This window comes from Edaphobacter lichenicola (genome assembly GCF_014201315.1).
In the GTDB taxonomy this organism is placed as follows: domain Bacteria; phylum Acidobacteriota; class Terriglobia; order Terriglobales; family Acidobacteriaceae; genus Edaphobacter; species Edaphobacter lichenicola_B.
Genome location: NZ_JACHDY010000003.1, coordinates 352,050 through 370,388, shown reverse-complemented (window position 1 = coordinate 370,388; position 18,339 = coordinate 352,050). Strand labels below are relative to the sequence as shown.

11 protein-coding genes are annotated in these 18,339 nt (G+C 56.2%); 6 read left to right on the top strand and 5 right to left on the bottom strand.

Features of this window, described 5'->3' with window-relative positions:
* Positions 1–193: 193 nt before the first annotated feature.
* Positions 194–4,165 (bottom strand): WD40/YVTN/BNR-like repeat-containing protein, encoded by a 3,972-nt coding sequence (locus tag HDF09_RS12810; RefSeq protein ID WP_183766841.1) that lies wholly within the window; start codon positions 4,163–4,165, stop codon positions 194–196.
* A 262-nt stretch (positions 4,166–4,427) separates the two neighbouring features.
* Between HDF09_RS12810 and HDF09_RS20510 the strand changes: the two genes are divergently transcribed.
* Entirely contained in the window at positions 4,428–4,562 is a 135-nt protein-coding gene (locus tag HDF09_RS20510) for a transposase (protein ID WP_221270128.1), read from the top strand.
* Positions 4,563–4,620: 58 nt separating this feature from the next.
* Here HDF09_RS20510 and HDF09_RS12805 read toward each other — a convergent pair whose 3' ends face one another.
* Complete coding sequence (locus HDF09_RS12805) at positions 4,621–5,343, bottom strand: DUF4410 domain-containing protein (protein ID WP_183766839.1); 723 nt, start codon at positions 5,341–5,343, stop codon at positions 4,621–4,623.
* Positions 5,344–5,799: 456 nt separating this feature from the next.
* On the opposite strand from HDF09_RS12805, the gene HDF09_RS12800 reads away from it, so the two are divergent.
* The 5 genes from HDF09_RS12800 to HDF09_RS12780 all read left to right on the top strand — a co-directional run bounded on the left by HDF09_RS12800 (position 5,800) and on the right by HDF09_RS12780 (position 15,139).
* Entirely contained in the window at positions 5,800–8,058 is a 2,259-nt protein-coding gene (locus HDF09_RS12800) for a hypothetical protein (protein ID WP_183766837.1), read from the top strand.
* Positions 7,991–8,875 (top strand): hypothetical protein, encoded by an 885-nt coding sequence (locus HDF09_RS12795; RefSeq protein WP_260181283.1) that lies wholly within the window; start codon positions 7,991–7,993, stop codon positions 8,873–8,875. The genes HDF09_RS12800 and HDF09_RS12795 overlap by 68 nt, the downstream gene beginning before the upstream one ends.
* Before the next feature lie 129 nt (positions 8,876–9,004).
* Positions 9,005–10,285 (top strand): TolC family protein, encoded by a 1,281-nt coding sequence (locus HDF09_RS12790; protein WP_311719437.1) that lies wholly within the window; start codon positions 9,005–9,007, stop codon positions 10,283–10,285.
* 4 nt (positions 10,286–10,289) lie between these two features.
* The gene (locus HDF09_RS12785; protein ID WP_183766833.1) at positions 10,290–11,426 is read left to right on the top strand and encodes an efflux RND transporter periplasmic adaptor subunit; all 1,137 of its coding nucleotides are present in this window, start codon (positions 10,290–10,292) and stop codon (positions 11,424–11,426) included.
* 44 nt (positions 11,427–11,470) lie between these two features.
* Positions 11,471–15,139, top strand: coding sequence for an efflux RND transporter permease subunit (locus tag HDF09_RS12780; RefSeq protein WP_183766831.1), 3,669 nt, complete (start codon positions 11,471–11,473; stop codon positions 15,137–15,139).
* Between the two features lie 498 nt (positions 15,140–15,637).
* Here HDF09_RS12780 and HDF09_RS12775 read toward each other — a convergent pair whose 3' ends face one another.
* The 3 genes from HDF09_RS12775 to HDF09_RS12765 form a co-directional block, all read right to left on the bottom strand.
* Positions 15,638–16,396 carry a WecB/TagA/CpsF family glycosyltransferase gene (locus HDF09_RS12775; RefSeq protein WP_183766829.1) on the bottom strand — a complete coding sequence of 253 codons (759 nt, stop codon included), beginning with the start codon at positions 16,394–16,396 and terminating at the stop codon, positions 15,638–15,640.
* Between the two features lie 192 nt (positions 16,397–16,588).
* Entirely contained in the window at positions 16,589–17,155 is a 567-nt protein-coding gene (locus HDF09_RS12770; RefSeq protein WP_183766827.1) for a DinB family protein, read from the bottom strand.
* A gap of 162 nt (positions 17,156–17,317) precedes the next feature.
* On the bottom strand, positions 17,318–18,322 hold the full coding sequence (locus tag HDF09_RS12765; protein ID WP_183766825.1) for an NAD-dependent epimerase/dehydratase family protein: 1,005 nt from the start codon (positions 18,320–18,322) through the stop codon (positions 17,318–17,320).
* Positions 18,323–18,339: the final 17 nt, after the last annotated feature.

Here is an 18,339-nt window from a genome sequence, read left to right as displayed (position 1 = left end):
CACCGGGGCCGAAGTCCTGGTGTCCTGTATGGCGGCGAGTGCGGCTTGGTTCCATAAAATTACAACGTTCTGCGTGCCCGGCGCATGGGCCGGCCATGCGAGCGTGGGACCCAACGCCCAGGCAAGGATCGCGATACTGGAACCCGCGATCCCTCGTCCCCGATGACTGAATGTAGTCACGTGAACAGTCCTCCTATTGCTGCAAGCGAGCCGGCACACGTTCGGTGTGCAGAGTTTGTACGTCTCCGTGTTCCCCGGCCCCGGTGTACACAGCGACCACGTCGAGTTCGACGTCACTCTCGAGGACCGCAAATCCATCCAAGAACTCCTCGTTGGTCTCAAGCCACCGGTGAATCTGGGCGCAGTTGATGGAAATAACCTGATCGGGTCCGAGCTGGACTTCTAAGTAACGCGAAATCGGGCCCGGTTTTCCGTCCGCCAGCGCCACAGCGAACTTCATCCGGATTGCCGCCGGTCTCTCCGTTGGATTGTGGACGTTGATGACGGTGTAGTACCTTCCGCTGGCCATCTGGTCTCCACCGCGGCCGCGCTCGTCATCTTTGTCGTAATCCTTCTTATCCTTAGCTTTGTCGTGGTCTTTTTTGTCCTTATCGTCGTAGTCCTTCTTGTCTTTCTTGCCGAACCAATCGTGGTCCTTTTCCTTTTCCACAGGTCCGCATACGAACTTGGCCGAGTATTGCAGAGCGCGCGTCTTTACGTTGGGCAGTTCCTTGGGGCCGATTAGGATGCCCATGTTGCGGTCGCTGTTGCAGACTCGCAATTCCGACGCCAGCACGCTGATAATCGACGTTCCATCGGGTGTGATGTCACGAGGATTCTGACTTGCCGGACACTCCGCCGGCCCAGGCACGCCAGGTGCCTGGAAAGCCTTGGCCAGGTCACTGGCAATCTGGGCCGCGCTCTCCCCAGGATCGGTGTGTACCTTGGTGGTACATGAACCGAGACTGGAACTCTCACGCACGGTAACATCACCACCCGCCGCGCCACCGGGCGCCGTCTCCAAATCGACCTTCATGACCGCGACCTGATTCCGCAACGGCGAGCCAATTCCCGACACATCGAAACACGTGTTTGTCGCTGAACCGGCGGCGGCATGGATGGCTGTAAATAATTGCCCTCCCACCGACGTCGGCGCGTGCAGCCTCAAATTCGGCGGGCTGCCTTGGAGGTCTTCTCCCCGTTGCGGCTCAGGTGGTATCCCGCGAACCTCAGCCTTCACCCCGCTTTGTTGGCACGATGGGGTGGAATTTACGGCGTCGCGCGTTTTTACGAGCGCTGCATCGGTTTTAGTTCCCGGTTGCAGGGCGACGTTCGCAGTGCATAGGGCCTGCACGCCGTTCCTTCCCTGCACCGCGGGAATCACGTCAAAATTAGCGGCAGGGAGCGGTTCCGATCCTTGCGTTGCCGGTGCTGGGCCGGGGCCTGGTGGGGCCGGCCCGCCGGCCGGCATACCGGAAAGTCCGAGAACGCTGCTCGGTGGATTCGCCTGCGCGGGACAACCTAGAATGTGGTCAATGCCAACCTGCCCGCCGCAGCTCACCGTCACGCTGGTGATTGGATTGCCAGGTGGATTGCATTGCGCGATCGTCTTGCCGCCGATGCAGCTTCCGTTGAAGCAAGCCCACGCTACGTCTCTCCCATTATAGAAGCCCCCTTTGCTGGTTACGATGCTGCCCGAGCCGTCGAACGAGATGGTTCCGCCCATGTCATCGGTCGTAGATGAAGCGCAGACCGCGCCATTTTGCTGAATGATTTGCATGGTGCAGGTGGAACCCACTGGATTTGCCAACGTGCCAACAAAGCCGCTGCCGAACACCGGGATATCCCAGATGTCGTTATTTACCCAGCCCTCAAAATTGCTGAGCAGCGGCTGGGTAATGATGAAGGCGCCGCGCCCGTGCGTGCCCGCGTAAAGGCGGCCACGAAGGGTGTCAAGGGCGATCTCATACACCGGCACATGCGGCAGTCCGGTTCCATATTTGATCCAGCTGCCACCTGAGTTTGTGCTCAAATAAACGCCGTCATCCGTTCCTGCCCACAGAGTCGTGCTGTTTTCCACAGTGACGGTGTTGGTGGGAATGCCGGGCAGTCCCGTATTCGCCGGTATCCAACCGCCGCCGCCGCTGGTTGTCTTGTACAAGTGGGAGCCAGCGCTGAAGCCCGAGTACGTGGCGTACGCGACATCGGCGTTGTTCGGATCCACCGCGATACGCGTAATGGGCGCGTTGGGAAGGCCCTTGGCGGGGCCGCCGATCGCGGTCCAGCAGGCCGCTGTGGTGCAAGCGCTGTTCGTGACGAACATTTGTCCGTCGTAGAAGCCAACGTAGATGCGATTGCCGTTGCTCGGCGCCACCGCTATCGCCGTAATTACGTTGGAAACGCCGATATCCGGATAGACCGGAGTCGTACCACCCAGGACGGGACTCACCGGGACCCAAGTGTTGCCTTTGTTGGTGCTCTGGTACAACCGGTTGCTGCCGAAATAAAGATTATGCGGGGCTGCGACGCCCTCTACGATCGGGGCGTAAAAAGAGGCCGGCTCGGAAGTATTTAGCCCGTTCACAATGCTTGACCAGTCGCAACAACTGCCGCCGTCCGTTGACACGCGCGGATCTACGCTGACGTAAACATCGAACATCGTCATAAGGTCATCCCGGTCCATAACGGTCGAGGCCGAGTCTCCGTCATCGGCGTGGTTCCAGAGACGGGTGCCCACCCACATTTCGGTTCCGTTGTCCTGTGTGCCTCCGATAATTCGAGCCGTCAACGGCGAGAAAGAAAGCGACTGAAATTCGCTGATCTGCAGATCGCTGTTCCCGCTGGACCACGTATTCCCGCCGTCGTTGGAAAACGAGAAACCACCGTCGCTCGCATCGTATATGCGGCTTAAGTTAGAGGGATCGGGAAAAACTAGGTCATGGTGGTCAGGGTGGACGTTGGCGCCCATTTCATTGAATGTTTGGCCATTATCGATGGACTTGTTTATGACGAGTCCGCCGAAATAGACCGTCCCTGCATTGCTTGGGTCGATGGTCAGCGCCTGGTGATAACGGCTGAAACCGGTCGGTACCGCGGCGTTGACCTGAGTCCAGGTTACTCCTCCATCTGTGGTCTGATAGAGAGGTGAACCGCAATAGCCTCCGAAGACCGGCCCATTGCCGATGGGATCGGGACAATTACCGAGAACGGCATAAAGGACAGCCGGGGTTGCGGCGCTGGGATGACGAATCGCCAGGCGCACGCTGTCGAACTTGGTTGTCGCCGGGTTGGGCAGTCCGGTGGCTGCTACGCATCCCGGAGGCAGCGCAATGCCGGCGTTCAACGGACACCAGTGCGTGCCTCCATCCGTGGTCTTGAAGATACCCTTTCCCAGGAAGCCGGCATACAGGGTCGTGTTGCTTTGCGGATCCATCACCAGATCGGTGGAACGGGCCGTCCCCGATCCGGGAACGGTAAGGTGGGTCCAACTCGACCCCAGATTGGACGACTTGTAGATGCCATAGCCTTGCGGCGGCGCGGGCGCCGTTACGGTCGATTCGGTCGCGGAAGCGGTAACGCCGCTCGACACGGAAACGTAGATGCCCTTGCTGCCCCCCGACGTCGAGGGATCAAGAACGACGTTGGTAATCGAAGCGTACTTGAAAATGTCGGCGCCCATAAGATTCCAACCGAATGTCGAAAACTCGCCGCCTGAAGTCGATCCGATGAGCAGCCCCATGCCGTAGTAGGTGTCACGCCGGATGCCGTTTTCCCCAGTACCCAGGTAGATCACCGCGCAGCCGTTGGCACTGCAGCCATCTAGGGCGATCGAACCGATGGCGAGAGATGCCTCGTTGTCGGACATTGGCAGCCAATTGACGCCGCCGTTGGTGGAATGCCACACACCACCGCCAGCCGTTCCCAACCAGACGTCATTCGAGTTCGCCGGATTTACCGCGATCACGGACGCCCGGCCGCTCGCATGGACGCGACTGTCGTCGTTCGTCTGTCCATTTTGGTAGTCCGCCGGACCGATTGGAAACCAGTTAGTGCCTTGAATCACCGACTGAGCCTTCAGCATCGAAGGCGCGAAAGCGAGCAGGCATAGAGTCAGCAGGCGGACGGACCGGCAAGACTGGAGACGATGCAGAAGTGTGAGGGGCATATATTGTCACTCCTATCTTCAGAAATGAGCGCAAGCGGGAGCATCTAAACTTCAGGCCTGCCAACTTCACCTAGCAACGGAATTCTCCTTCACCAAGACATGCACCCAGGCTAAGAATTCGGGAATCTCTCTATTGTTAGTGCATTTGGAGGTGTGAACGTTTCAAAGTGATCCTTGCGATGTGTTCTGGAAACTAACGTGACCGGGAAGAAACACTATTCTACAGTGGTGTCAACACTCCTCCACCCGCGGTTTTCAGACAATGAGAACAGCGTCTGCCACCATCAAGGGATTTGAAGTCATGCGGATGATCCGCCGCCGCCATTGCCTCCTCTGCAAGCCCAAGGTCCCCGGCGAAATTCAATTCATCAACAAGCTGTTCGATGTTGCTGCCTGATGTGCAACATCGGTAAGAGCGAGTTGCGTGTACCCCGGTTAATGCAACAGAGCCCGTATCATTGCTGGTTTGCGGCAGTTGGTAGGCCAGATGATATCGGATTCGGTTGCAGATGCAGAGTCACTTCCCTTGAAATTGCTGCGGCGGTACTTTTAACAGTTTTTTCCGGCGCATTCTTTTCCATGACAAACTTAGCTGCGGCTACATAAGGATTCAGCGTGATTACGGCACCGGGTCTGTTTTTGCTTGCGCGATCTTCAGAAGCTTCGTAGAGCGGTTTCTGGGGGCTTGCCAGATCGGTTAGGGTTACAAATAGTTCCATTGTTGCCTTACCGGATCCAAAGCCAATTATCGCGCGATGAATACGACTCCCTTCATCCACCTGGGTAAACACTCCATGCACCCACGCGCCCGTCGAAGGCTTCGGATCATCCGCTGCCAATCTTTGAGCCTTGTAGCCAGCCTTTTGGAGATCACTGACGATGCTCTTCGACATCGTATCGACCAGCTTTTTTGCCTGGGCCTCTGGGTCCCGTTGCTCTTTCTTCGACGGTCTTTCCAGAATCCCTGGTCGCACTTGATTTATTGCCGATCCCTTATCTACCTGAACATTCTCAGCGTCCAGCTCAAAGTCGCTCACATAGATGGTCATGTCTTTTGTAAAGGAAAAAGTCGGCAGCTTCTGCGGCGTAACAGAATTTTGCGCGGGTGGAACCTGAGCGACAACATTGAAAGACACGAACAAAAGGACGAGTGTAGAAAGCCATCGCATGAGTTTCATTTGGGCCTCAGGTAAAGATTGCCAAGGTATCTTGGTGGTATTTAGGGGCCCGGATGCGCATTATGTTTTGCGAACGCGCCGATTCTACGACTTGATCTTTTTCCCTGCAAATAATTTATTGACTCTCTGCCTTTCCGATTTTTGCACACTATTGTGGTAACTCCTTACCACAGTTACTTTTCCTGCCAGCTTATTCAAAAAAATACCGTGAAAATATAAATTATCGAGTTACAATCGGTCTCGCACAAAAATGGGCCAAGTTCTACCCACTTCGAAGATCAAAGTAGGCCATTTTTGAAAGAACCTAAAGGCTATATAGTTCTTGCGATGACGATCTGTGTTCTGGGCGGGGCAATCTCCTCCTCCTTGGTCCAGAGGTCCTCTGCAACAAGTAGCAAACCCATCGGTTCTTCAGCTTCTATTCCTTCCTGGCCACGTGTCTTTGACCGGAATGGTGTGCACCTCGTTGTCTACCAGCCGCAACTCAAAGCCTGGCAGAAATATCGCACAATGGTCGCGGATACAGCGATTTCGGTCACAGATAAAGGGCAAAAGCCTGTCCTGGGAGTTATCTCCTGGCGCGCTGATACTCTCGCCAACGTAAGCGCGCAGACAGTCTACGTAAACGACATCGTAGTGCTCGACGCTCGCTTTCCTTCGCTCAACGCAGCGCAGGAAACTGAGATGAAGCAGCGCGCCCACCAGCTCTATCCAACCATAACGTTCACAATCGGACTGCCTCGCATGATCGCCAGTCTCGAGAAGGTGAACGAGCCGGTAAGGACGGTTGCTACCAACACGCAGGCGCCTGTGATTCTCGTCTCCACAGCGCCAGCGATTGTGCTACTGGTCGACGGAAAACCGGTATTGGCTCCCATTCAAGGCACAACCTTGGAATACGTCGTCAACACTAATTGGGACCTTTTCTTCGATAAATCTGACTACTACTTACTAAGCGGCAAGACCTGGCTCAAAGCCAAAGATCTGCATGGGCCATGGACTACAACCGTAAAGCTGCCACCAGAGATAGGCAAACTGCCTGCTCACCAGAACTGGGATGACGTTTTGAAAGCCGTGCCGCCAGTCTCCAGCGGTCAGGTTACTCCTCAGGTTTTGTTTACGGAAAAGCCAGCCGAGCTGATCGCCTTCAAGGGCAAACCTATTTACTCAAAGATTCCCGGCACCGGTCTCCGCTATGCGACGAATACAGAGAACAAGGTGTTCCTTCATCAGCCCAACGGTCAGATCTACGTCTTGATCTCTGGACGATGGTTTCGCGCGGCTAGCCTGGCAGGCCCATGGACCTATGCCGGTGACTCGCTACCCGCCGACTTCACGATGATCCCAAGGAGCAGCCCAGCTCACGATGTGCTTGTCTCCGTGCCCGGAACGCAGGAGGCCAGTGATGCCGTGTTGCTGTCGCAAGTGCCCACCACGGCAGTCGTGAATCGCGCTGCTGCGGAGGTCCAGGTCAAGGTCTCCTATGCTGGGCCGCCCCAGTTCAACAAGATCGAAGCCACACCCCTCTCTTACGCAGTGAATACGCCTGACAAAGTAATCCGAGTCGGCGATCTCTACTACCTTTGTTTTCAAGGTGTCTGGTTTATCTCCCGGAGTCCTACTGGCCCATGGAAGACCGCGGATTCAGTGCCGCAGGTCATCTATACGATTCCGCCAAGCTCTCCCATGTACAACGTGACTTATGTCGTGGTTTCAAACCCGACACCGACGACCGTGCAGACAAGCTACTCGAGCGGCTATCTCGGTGTCTTTGTCATAGGGGCGGCCGTAGGGGCTACCGTTGTATACGGCACAGGCTACTACTACCCTCCCTATGTTTACTGGGGACCACACCCCATCTACTATCCCTATCCCTATAGCTACGGAGTAGCCGCCGTATACAGTCCCTACACCGGAGCCTATGGTGTAGGGCGGGCCGTGTACGGGCCATATGGTTCAGCTGGTTCAGCAGCCTGGTACAACCCAACCACCGGAACTTATGGGCATGCCGTTACGACTCAAAATGCCTACGGCGGCCATACCTACGCCCAGACCTATAACCCCTGGACCGGGACCTCGGCTGCGACCTCGCAGGGCCACAATCAATATAGCCAGTGGGGAAGTTCGGTAGTTACCAACGGCGACAACTGGGCCCAGGCACAGCATGTAACCAACAGCAACGGAACGGCAGGATCCTTTCAAACCTCCAAAGGCAGCGCCGGTGCCGGCTATTCGGGTGCCAACGGAAACAGCGGTTTTGTTGCAAAGGATGCGAATAACAACAACGTCTATGCCGGAGCCGACGGCAACGTCTACAAGAAGGACTCCAGCGGCAACTGGAGCAAGTATGACAACGGCAGCTGGACTCCGGTAGATCCGTCCACGGACGCAAACCAAACCCGGCAGCAGAAGCAGAACTCCACTAGCCCCAACCAGCCTCAATCTTCAACTCTTGGCTCGCAAGCAGGAAACACCGCATCGGCGGGCGGCAAAGGGTCCGATCAGACGAACTCTCGTAGTGCGGGACGAGCCAGCCAGAACCAATCTGGTCGGTCTCCGACACAGACTTCTCCAGGCAGTTCGACCTCGCCCGGCACCATGGGTCAACTGCAGAATGATTCACGATCTCGCTCGCGCGGCGATCAACTTGAACAATCGCAAAACCGTGGAGGGGCCAGCGGCGGCGCACGTGGTGGTTCGCGCAGGCAACGTTGAGCAGGAGCAAAGTGAAGGAGCGGATCGTGCCATCCGTCGCCGATCGCTTGCATTCGTTCAAGACGGCGGAAACAGACTGTACTTCCCGCACCTCGGTACTCCTGTTGCTCTCAATGCACAGAAATTTCAGAAAGCAGGATCTATGAAAAGCCAGCGTAAGGCAATCATTTTCACCGCCATCCTAATGGTGACTTCGATTGTTTCATCTTCGGTATTCGTCAAAGCCCAGGATGAGCCTAACCCTGATAAGGAGAAGTTCCAGGAAGACCTAAAAGCTGCAGTGATGAATGAAAGCATCACTGTCGCTCAGCTGAAGGAGATAAAGGAGAACCTCGCGATCCTAAAAGAGGCAAAATCGGAACGACAACCGGGTGCACCCGTCGACCTGATGACGCCTTACTCAGCTGTCACCAAAATCAGAGCGACCATGGCTTCGGTTAAGGAGCCCGACCGGACCACCCTGCGGCAGGACTTTCAGCTCATGATGGCCACGAAACAACCGGAGCCCTCTGCCGAACCTGACACGCCAGGAAAGAAACTCGGTAAAGATATCTTTGCCGCGGTCATGCATGGAGAACCGACTCCTCCACAGGTGCAGCAGCTTCAGGAGAGCCTGAACTCTCTGGAGTCCATCAAGACCAGCGGAGGAGGCATGCTGGAAAAGTTCAGAGCGATGAAGACGGCCAAGTCGCAGATCGAGGAGACGATGAACGCTGGCTCGTTCCGGCCTGAGGATAAGCAAGCGGTTCTCGACGACCTAAACAATCTTGGAGGTAAGGGAGGCAGTGGCGGCGGCTTGAGGAGACAAGGATTGTAGTCGAATTGCGTGCGGGCTTTGGAGCCCTTCTCAATCACCGATCACCCAATTGCAATGAGACGAGCAACGCGCGCAAGATTCCTCGGCTGTTTCTCCGCCACTCTGGTCTCTCTGTGGAGCGTCTCTGGCGTGGGTCAGACTACTGATCAACCGCAGGAGCTCGCACTCGTTGACGCGATTCAGATCGCATTAGGGAACAACAGGCCAACCCAGATTGCACGGTTGGACATTGCAAAGTCCGCATGGGAGGTTGCCGAGGCCAAGACTCATCGATTCCCCGAAATCAAAACGGAGCTACTTGCTTCAGGAAATATCAACTCTCCCAGCTTCACCTTTCAGAAAGGCATCTTCGGAACTGTAGATAATCAGCCGGTTCCATCGACAGACCGAAAGATTCCGCTCTCAAGCGGATTGACCGGCTACGCCATCGTAACGGTGGCTCAGCCAATCTCGCAGCTGTACCAGATACATCTCGCGGTTCGAGAGAAGGAACTCTCCGTCGATCTCGCAGGAGAGAAATACCAGCAGAAGAGGCAGACCACCGTGGTAGATGTAAAGCAGGGCTACTACGCTATCGTTCAATCCGAGAGCGCTCTCGAGTCGGAGCAGGCGTTGATAAAGGAATATGAGGAGACCGATCGCGTCACCACGGACTACCTGAATAAAGAGTCCGTCTTGAAATCCGACAGCCTGCAAGTCAAAGCGCAACTGGCCCAGGCAAGACACCAGCTCATCACGCTTCGCGACGATCTGCAGACCCAGAAAGAACACTTCAACGACCTTCTGGGGCGCGATCTCGATACGCCCTTTCGCACTCAGCCTGTCCCACCAGCCTCAACCGACGAGATGGATCTGAAAGCTGCCAGAAAGACAGCGCTCGAGCAGCGACCCGAGCTCAAAGAGGCAAAGATCAACGTCGAGAAGGCCGGCTACGACCGCAGCCTCGCAAAGGCCGACTTTATTCCAGGTATCGGCGCGCAACTCGAATACCTCACTCCGATCAACACACAGATTCTTCCACAAAACATTCTCTCTGTCGGTTTGAAGATGACTTGGGAGCCATACGAGTGGGGTCGGCGGAAAGACAATGTGAAGGGAAAGGACATCCAGGTGCAGCAGAGTCAATACCAACTGGACCAGACGCGCTCTCAAGTGCTACTGGATGTCGATAACACCTTTCGCAAACTGGCCGAGAGCCGTTCCATGCTGGAGGTTGCGCAGGCTGCCCGCGAGGCAGCGAAGGAGAAGTTGCGCGAAGTGAATGACCAATTCAAGCAGGTGGCCGTGCTGCTGCGCGATGTTTTGAAGCAGGAGGCCACAGTTGCAAACGCCGATCACGAATATGAAGAGAGCCTGTTGGCGTTCTGGAACGCAAAAGCAGAGTTCGAGAAAGCTCTGGGAGAAGAGTAAACCAATGACTCCCTATGCCTTGCCGAGTCGCCTCAGAATTGCAGCTCTTGCGAGCTATCTCTCTCTCCTTGTCACCGCCTGCAAGCAGGAGACTCCCGCGGCAGCACCTCTGCTGCCCGTGCATACGGCAGTAGCGCAATCAATATCCGCCGACACCGGCACAAAATACTCCGCCAACATCGTTCCGTACGCACAGGTGGACCTGTCGTTCAAGTCGAATGGCTACGTCGAGCGCATCCATCAAGTTAAAAACCCAAGCGGCGGCATCAGAAATGTCGATCAGGGTGACCGCATCGCACAGGGAACAGTGCTTGCCGTGGTCAGCCAGCAGGACTACATCGATAAACTTCAGCAGGCCGAGGCTCAACTAGCGCGCGGCCAAGCTGAACAAGAAAAAGCCAAGCTCAGCTTCGATCGTGTCTCCTCCCTCTACTCGACGCAAAGCGCCACCAAGCCCGACTACGATTCCGCCAAAGCACAGATGGACAGCACCAATGCCTCGGTCTCCGGCGCGCACGCACAGGTTAGTGAAGCGAAGGTGGCTCTCGCCTATTGCTCCCTGCGAGCCCCTTTCAACGGCTGGCTGATAAAGCGCAGCATCGATCTCGGAAGCCTCGTCGGCCCAACCACCAATGGATTCACTCTGGCCGATACCAGCTCAGTGAAGGCAGTCTTCGGAGTACCCGATATCTTCATCAGCCGCGTCAGACTGGGCCAGCACCTGGTCATCTCCACCGACGCACTATCGCACACGGTAGATGGCCGCGTCAGTGCGATCTCTCCGGCTGCCGATCAGAAGAGCCGCGTATTCTCCGTCGAAGTCACAATCCCAAATCCGAAAGATGAATTGAAGTCTGGCATGATTGCCTCGCTCAGCCTCGATGGCGGGAGACTGCAACAGTCCGCCCTGGTAGTGCCGTTGGCCGCAGTCATCCGCGATCCCGCGCATTCAAATGGTTTCGCCGTCATGGTCGCAGACGGCAGTGGAGATCTCGTGTCGGCGCGCTTGCAATCGGTGGATCTCGGCGATACCTCTGGAAACATGATCGTCGTAAAGGGAGGACTCACCTCTGGAGAGAGAGTCATAACCACAGGCGTCACACTGATCAGGAACGGGGACAAGGTCCGCGTCATTCCGTAGTTAGCACATCGAGTTGGAACAGGAATCAGGGGTACACGAATGCGATGAGCCACAAGTCTGAAGCCGAATACATCGCTCATACACACAATACGGCGCGCTTCTTCGTGGAGAACCGGCAACTCTCGCTGGTCATTCTTATCGCGCTCTGCTTGTGGGGCTGGTACGGCTTCCAGCACATGACCAAACGCAAAGACCCGAAGATTCCCGTGCGTGTAGCCGTCGCGTACACACAATGGCCCGGCGCAACCGCGCAGGAGGTCGAACAACTCGTCACCCGGCAGGTTGAGCAGACCATGGCGCAGAACTCCTTCCTCAAGCCGCCATCTGCCTCTGACTTCAGCATTCGCTCCTTCAGCTTTCCGAATCTCTCGATGGTCTACGTTCAACTCGACGACCAGGTGAGCGATCCCAAAAAGCAGTTCACCGACATGAATCTGAAGCTGAACGCGCTCAACAGCAGCTTGCCGCAGGGTGCAGGCCCCATTCAGTTCAACAGCGACTTCGGCGACACTGCAGCTCTAATGCTCACCGTGGCCAGCCCCCCGGCGAATGAGGTCGAGGTCGCGTTGCGGGCGAGATCCATTCGCAGCGCGATCGTGAAAACGCGTGCTGCTGAACCACGAAAGTCCCCGCAGCCGAGGGTGACCATCGTGAACGCATTCCCGCTCTCTATCTCCGCCTCCTTGATGCGCGACTCTTTTGTCTCGTTCATCCAGTCTGCTGTACAGACGAGAATGATCTCCGATCCTCGCTTCTTCGAAGGCAGCGGCTTTATCGGCGTTGATGTCGGCACTCTCCTGACTGACGAAGAACTACGCAAAGGCGGAGACCAATTGGTATTGGAGAAGCTGCACCGCTCCGAAATCCATCCCGATGCGTGGCCCGCTGTCTTCATCCGCAATCCCGACGACGCAGAGACGCGACTCTCAGCGGTGGCAGGCGACAGGTATTCGTATCGCGAGCTCGATGACTTCACCGACCTGATAAGCAGAACACTGCAGGGGGCCCACGAGGTGGCCAAGATCGAGCGCAAGGGTGTGCTGCCCGAACAGATCTATCTCGATTATTCGCAGGAGAGGCTAGCCCAATACGGCATGACTCCCTCCAACCTTAAGGACATATTGGGCGCTCGCAACACGACGCTGCCTGGTGGCCAGCTTGAGGTCGGCCCCTCCAGCATTCAAATCGATCCTTCAGGAAAGTTCACTGACCCGCGTCAAATCGGCGATGTTATCGTCGGATCTTCCTCATCCGCTGCGCAGAGCCCCGTCTACCTTCGCGATTTAGTGAATATCTCTCGCGCCTATCAGAGTCCCGCGCGCTATCTAAACTATCTCACTTGGGCGGACAAGCAAGGCCAGTGGCACCGCAGTCGAGCCATCACTATTGCGGTTCAGGTGAAAGACGGCGAACAGATCGACGCCTTTGGCCGCAGCGTGTCCGACAAGCTCGCCGCGGTAAAGCAATATCTTCCCGAAGATCTGATCTTCGCCCGCACGTCCGATCAGCCGTTGCAGGTAGAGGAAAACATTAGCCTCTTTATGGATTCGCTCTATGAGGCCGTCGTCCTTGTCGTTCTGGTGTCTTGGATTGGCTTCTGGGAGTGGCGCTCCGCGCTGCTGATGGCCATTGCCATTCCCATCACTCTGGCCATGACCTTTGGGGCTCTGTATCTCATCGGTATTGATATCCAGCAAGTTTCAGTAGCCACTCTCATCATCGCGCTTGGGCTATTGGTCGATGACCCTGTGATAGCTGGCGACTCCATTAAACACGCACTCGCCGAAGGCCATCCAAGCCTCATAGCTGCATGGCTTGGCCCTACCAAGCTTGCCACCGCAATCGTGTACGCAACCGTCACAAACATAGTGGCGTACCTGCCCTTCCTCATGATCACTGGCAGCACCGGTGAATTTCTCTTCAGCCTTCCCATCGTCATGACGGTCGCGCTGGTCGCATCGCGTCTCGTTTCGATGACGTTTCTTCCAGTGCTCGGGTATTACCTGCTGCGTCCGGAAAAGTCGGCCGAGAAATCTCTCGAGGAGCAGCGCAAGCACGGCTTCTTCGGCGCCTACGCGCGTGTCGCGAAATACTCCATCGAGCATCGTTGGAAGTTCTTCTTCGCCTCCCTCGTGTTCCTTGCCGCCGGGATCTTCATCTTTTCGAGGCTTAGTACTTCCTTTTTCCCAGAGGATGTGCAGTACTGGTCTTACATCGACGTCTGGTTGCCGAACGATGCGAACATCGGAACCACTAACGCGACCGCACTTAAGGCGGAGCAGATCATTCGCGAGCAAGCCGCACGCTTCACCAAAGAGCACGAGCATCAGTTGAAACAGCACGATCTGCTTCGTTATGTCACCACCTTCGTTGGCGGAGGAGGTCCTCGTTTCTGGTTTTCCGCCTCTCCACAAGGCCAGCAATTGAACTATGCACAGATCCTGATTGAACTCCGCGACAAAGAGATGACGCCGGAGTTCATCAGAAAGCTCCAGCCCGTACTCACCTCCTCCATTCCGGGAGCGCATCTGGATGCGCGTCAGTTGCTGACAAATCCCATGGACTATCCCATCGAAATTCGCGTCTCCAGTACCGCGGACCTGAGCGCGCAACAGGAGATCGAAGACAGTCGCAAGCTGCAGGCTTTCGCATCCAAAGTGGAAGACATCTTGCGTTCGATCCCAATTGCGGAGCGCACCCGCAACGAATGGGAACAGCCGAACGCGCAGATCGCCCTTACAATCGATCCGGACCGCGCCAACCTGGCCGGGATCACCAATATGGACGTAGCGAACTCTTCGACCGCAGGCATCAGCGGGACGACGGTCGGCGTCCTGCAGGAAGGCCAGAAACAGATCCCGATCATAGCTCGCCTGCGTATGAACGAGCGTGCACAGCTCTCGGACATTCAAGACCTCTACATCTATGGCTCGCAGGACAACAACAAGATTCAGCTCGCGCAGATTTCAGATATCAACCACGATCTGGTGACCGGCCGCATCGTCCGTCTCGAGCAGTTCCGCACCATCAATGTGCGCAGCTTTCCTATCGCGGGACATTTGAGCTCCGAAGTCTTGAAAGTCGCCATGCCAAAGTTGCGCGAGCTCGAAGCATCGCTACCGCCCGGCTACAAAATTCAGATTGGAGGCGAATACGACAAGACAAAGAACGGCTTCCGCAACCTCGCCATGGTCATGGTGATCTCAGTTGCGTTAGTCTTCATGGCCCTCGTGTTCCAATTCAAGAACGCCATCAAACCCGTGCTGGTCTTGGCCGCCGCGCCCTACGGCATGATCGGCGCCTTCGCCGCGCTATGGATCATGGGTGAACCCTTCGGGTTCATGGCATTCCTTGGCGTCGCCAGCCTCGTCGGCGTAATCGTCAGCCACTCCATCGTTCTCTTCGACTTCATTGAAGAGCGGCGCATTGCCGGAGACGACTTCGAGCTCGCTCTGATCGACGCAGGCATCCTCCGCCTTCGTCCCGTGCTGATCACCGTGTTCGCAACTGTGCTGGCACTCGTGCCCCTCGCGATGCACGGTGGCCCGCTTTGGAAGCCACTCTGCTACGCGCAGATAGGCGGGCTCCTGGTCGCAACCGTGGTTACCAAGCTTCAGGTGCCGGTAATGTATGCAATCTTTGTACTCGATCTCAAAATCTTAAAGTGGGATGCGGGCGAGAAAAAATCCGTCGCCCAAACTACTAGCGCCTGACACGCAACTCGCTCTTACCGATGTTGCACATCAGGCAACAACATCGAACAGCGTGTGTTGATGAATTGAATTTCGCCGGCGACCTTGGGCTTGCAGAGGAGGCAATGGCGGCGGATCATCCCCATGACTTCAAATCCCTTGATGGTGGCAGACGCTGTTCTTATCGTCTGAAAAACCGCGGGTGGGACGAATCACCCGCCTGAAGCCACCGTGGTCTGCCTCAATGATGTTGTTTTAGATATTTCGACCTGCAGTGCTTCGTGTCCTGTGGCAACTTGTCTTCGCGCTGCAGGCAGTGAATCGCCTTGGGATAGGAGCCCTCCGCGCTCTTGCATCATCTCCGCAAGATCGCGATAGGTGATGCCCTACTTGTAAATACCACCGCACGCATACCAGGATGATCTCAACCGGAAATCGGCCGCGCTTGACGATGGATATCTGCTGGACTCCTCGACTCACCTCTCACCATACACGGCCTAAGATAATGCAACAGAGCCCCTAACCCTTGAGGGCGGGTAGGCGGCTGCGGTTCCGGAGCATAATAGCTAAGAGCTTGCGCGCGTCCCAGTAACGCGGAATATAGCGCTTCGGTTCAGCCAGTGAGCGAAACAGCCAGCCCAGATAGAACTTGTCGGCCCAGACGGGGATGTGGACCTGGTCGCCGCTGAGGAACGCGATGGCCGCGCCAATGCAGTGGATAGCGGGCCGATAGGCCAGGTTGCGTTTGAGGTAGAGGCCCAGACGCTCCTGGGTTCCGCCGCCAATCGTGACAATGACGTGCTCTGGCCGAAGACGGTTGAGTCGTTCGAGTAGAGCAGGATCGTCGATGGGAGCATTCCCATACATCGGGGCCATGTAGACGTTGTCTTCAGGAATGACGATTCCCTGCCCCGCAAGCCAGTCGAGATTGCGTTTGGCGCTGACCGGGCTTGCCATGATCCAAAGAGCGTTACCAGGTTTGCGAACATCGGATTCCAGGAGAAGTTCGCGAAGATACTCGAGGCCGGAGAGGCGCCTGATGGGGACGGGTTGCAGGCGGTTCCAGATGAGTACCATAAAGGCGGAGTCGGTGATGGCGAGGTCGGCATTAAGCAGGGCGTCGCGATAGTCAGGGCTGCGATCGAGGTCTTTGAGGGCCGGAGCTGCGGGGACGACGAGGAGTCCGCCTTTGGTGCGCATGATGTCGATGGCTTCTTTTGCGGAGCCGTCGAAGAAGTCGATGCCGAGGATGCGATGGGTTTGGGAGGTTGCCGACATGAAGAGGTGTGTTTGGTTCTTATCTTATTCGAAGACGGGTGTTCTCCGTATGGCGTATGTGCGGGTGGGCGACCACGAGGATGTCTCATCTGACACTCTCGGATGGAGTCACAAAAAACATACCCGTTGGACCTGCACGGTCTCTCACTGAGGAGTACAGAGCTTGTCACTCCCCAGTTGGCAGCAGGTTGGTTACTTTTTGGGGCGTGATTCTGGAGGGACCAGGCCGGCCACGCGGTAGTAGACGACGAGCTGGCCGTAGTGTTCGCCCGAGTGTTCGATGAAACCCCACGCCTGATCCGACATACGAACTTGTTGATCCTTGGAGAAGGGGTCCAACATCAGATCGCTCATACCCGAATCGCCCTTTTGCTTTATGAGCGCAGCGCCGTCTGCGAAGGATTTCTTCACGAAGGCAACCACTTCAGCCTTGCTTTTGTACTGATCCCGTTTCGGATCACCCTCAGGTACCTTCTTCCCGACGAGTGGGTTGATGAAAAAGTAGTTCGCGTTCGCCGCGTGCAGCAGCTGCTCCGCAAAACTTCGCTCGACAGGAACGGGCTTGAAATCATATTTGTCTTCAGGAAAATCTTCTGCCATCGCGGCTAACTTTCGCCCGATGTCGTTCCAGGCCTCCAACAATACCTGTGAGGGATTTGCCGGCGGTTTCGGCGTGAGTTTCTTCGCGTCATCCTGTGCATGCGCCTGAAGTGGGCTGACGATCAGGGCGAGAAATAGCGCTATTAGAGTCTTCTTCATTTACGAACCTCCAGCAGTTCTGTCTTTGTAGTCCACCATCTTAGCCAAGAATACAAGGGGTTGCCCAGTGTGTGATTCGCGCAAGGGCGATGCTGGAAGTAAAGCGGCCCCTGGAGCAGAGTTGCCTGCGCGAGGGGCCGCTGGTTTTTGCTGTAGACTCAACTACCGTGTGGCGGCTGCTAGGGGTTTACTGGACAGAATTTCTTCTTCGATCCAGGCATAGGTCTTTGCAAGGCCGTCGCGAAGCTTGATCGACGGTGCCCAGTTCATCTTTTCCTGGATGAGCGTGTTATCACTGTTGCGGCCGTTGACGCCCTTTGGCGCGCCGAGATTGTAGTTGCGCTTGAGCTTGATGCCGGCAATGTCTTCAGCGATATCGACGAGTTGGTTGATGGTGACGAGCTCGTCGGAGCCGAGGTTGAGAGGCTCGTGAATCTCGCTCTCAGCGATCATCTGCGTGCCCTTGGTGCAGTCGTCGATGTACATGAAGGAGCGAGTCTGCTTACCATCGCCCCAGATCTCGATCTCGTGCTTGCCGGAGTGCTTAGCCTCGATGACCTTGCGGCAGACTGCGGCAGGAGCCTTTTCGCGGCCGCCAGTCCAGGTACCCAGCGGACCATAGACGTTGTGGTAACGGGCAACGCGAGTCTGCAAACCATAGTCTTCTTCGAAGTGGCGGCACATGCGCTCGGAGAAGAGCTTCTCCCAGCCATAGCCGTCTTCGGGCAACGCAGGATACGCGTCTTCTTCCTTGAGTGCGACGACGTCGGGGTTGGTCTGCTTTTCACCGTTGTAGACGCAGGCGGAGGAGGAGTAGAAGAAGCGCTCAACTCCCTTTTCGCGCGCGGCCATCAGCATGTGAGTGTTGGTGAGGACCGAGAGCATGCAGAGGGCCTTGTTGTTTTCGATGAAGCCCATCCCGCCCATGTCGGCGGCAAGCTGGAAAACAACGTTGGTGCCGGCTGCAGCCGTAAGGCAGCTGTCCTTGTCTTTGAGGTCGAGGGAGAGGCTTTCGACGCCTTTGGATACCTGATACCACTCATCGAGCGGCTTGATGTCGACCGCGCGTACAACGTCGACGCCATTGGCGATCAGGCTTTGAACGAGGTGGCCGCCGATAAATCCACCGGCACCACAGACGACTGCTTTCTGTCCTTTGAGCTTCATATAGGGAGAGACTCCTT

Coding starts and splice junctions, on each gene's coding strand:
- HDF09_RS20510 (WP_221270128.1), top strand. CDS start 4,428: ATGAGAACAGCGTCTGCCACCATCAAGGGATTTGAAGTCATGCGGATG.
- HDF09_RS12765 (WP_183766825.1), bottom strand. CDS start 18,322: ATGAAGCTCAAAGGACAGAAAGCAGTCGTCTGTGGTGCCGGTGGATTT.
- HDF09_RS12770 (WP_183766827.1), bottom strand. CDS start 17,155: ATGAAGAAGACTCTAATAGCGCTATTTCTCGCCCTGATCGTCAGCCCA.
- HDF09_RS12785 (WP_183766833.1), top strand. CDS start 10,290: ATGACTCCCTATGCCTTGCCGAGTCGCCTCAGAATTGCAGCTCTTGCG.
- HDF09_RS12810 (WP_183766841.1), bottom strand. CDS start 4,165: ATGCCCCTCACACTTCTGCATCGTCTCCAGTCTTGCCGGTCCGTCCGC.
- HDF09_RS12775 (WP_183766829.1), bottom strand. CDS start 16,396: ATGTCGGCAACCTCCCAAACCCATCGCATCCTCGGCATCGACTTCTTC.
- HDF09_RS12780 (WP_183766831.1), top strand. CDS start 11,471: ATGAGCCACAAGTCTGAAGCCGAATACATCGCTCATACACACAATACG.
- HDF09_RS12805 (WP_183766839.1), bottom strand. CDS start 5,343: ATGAAACTCATGCGATGGCTTTCTACACTCGTCCTTTTGTTCGTGTCT.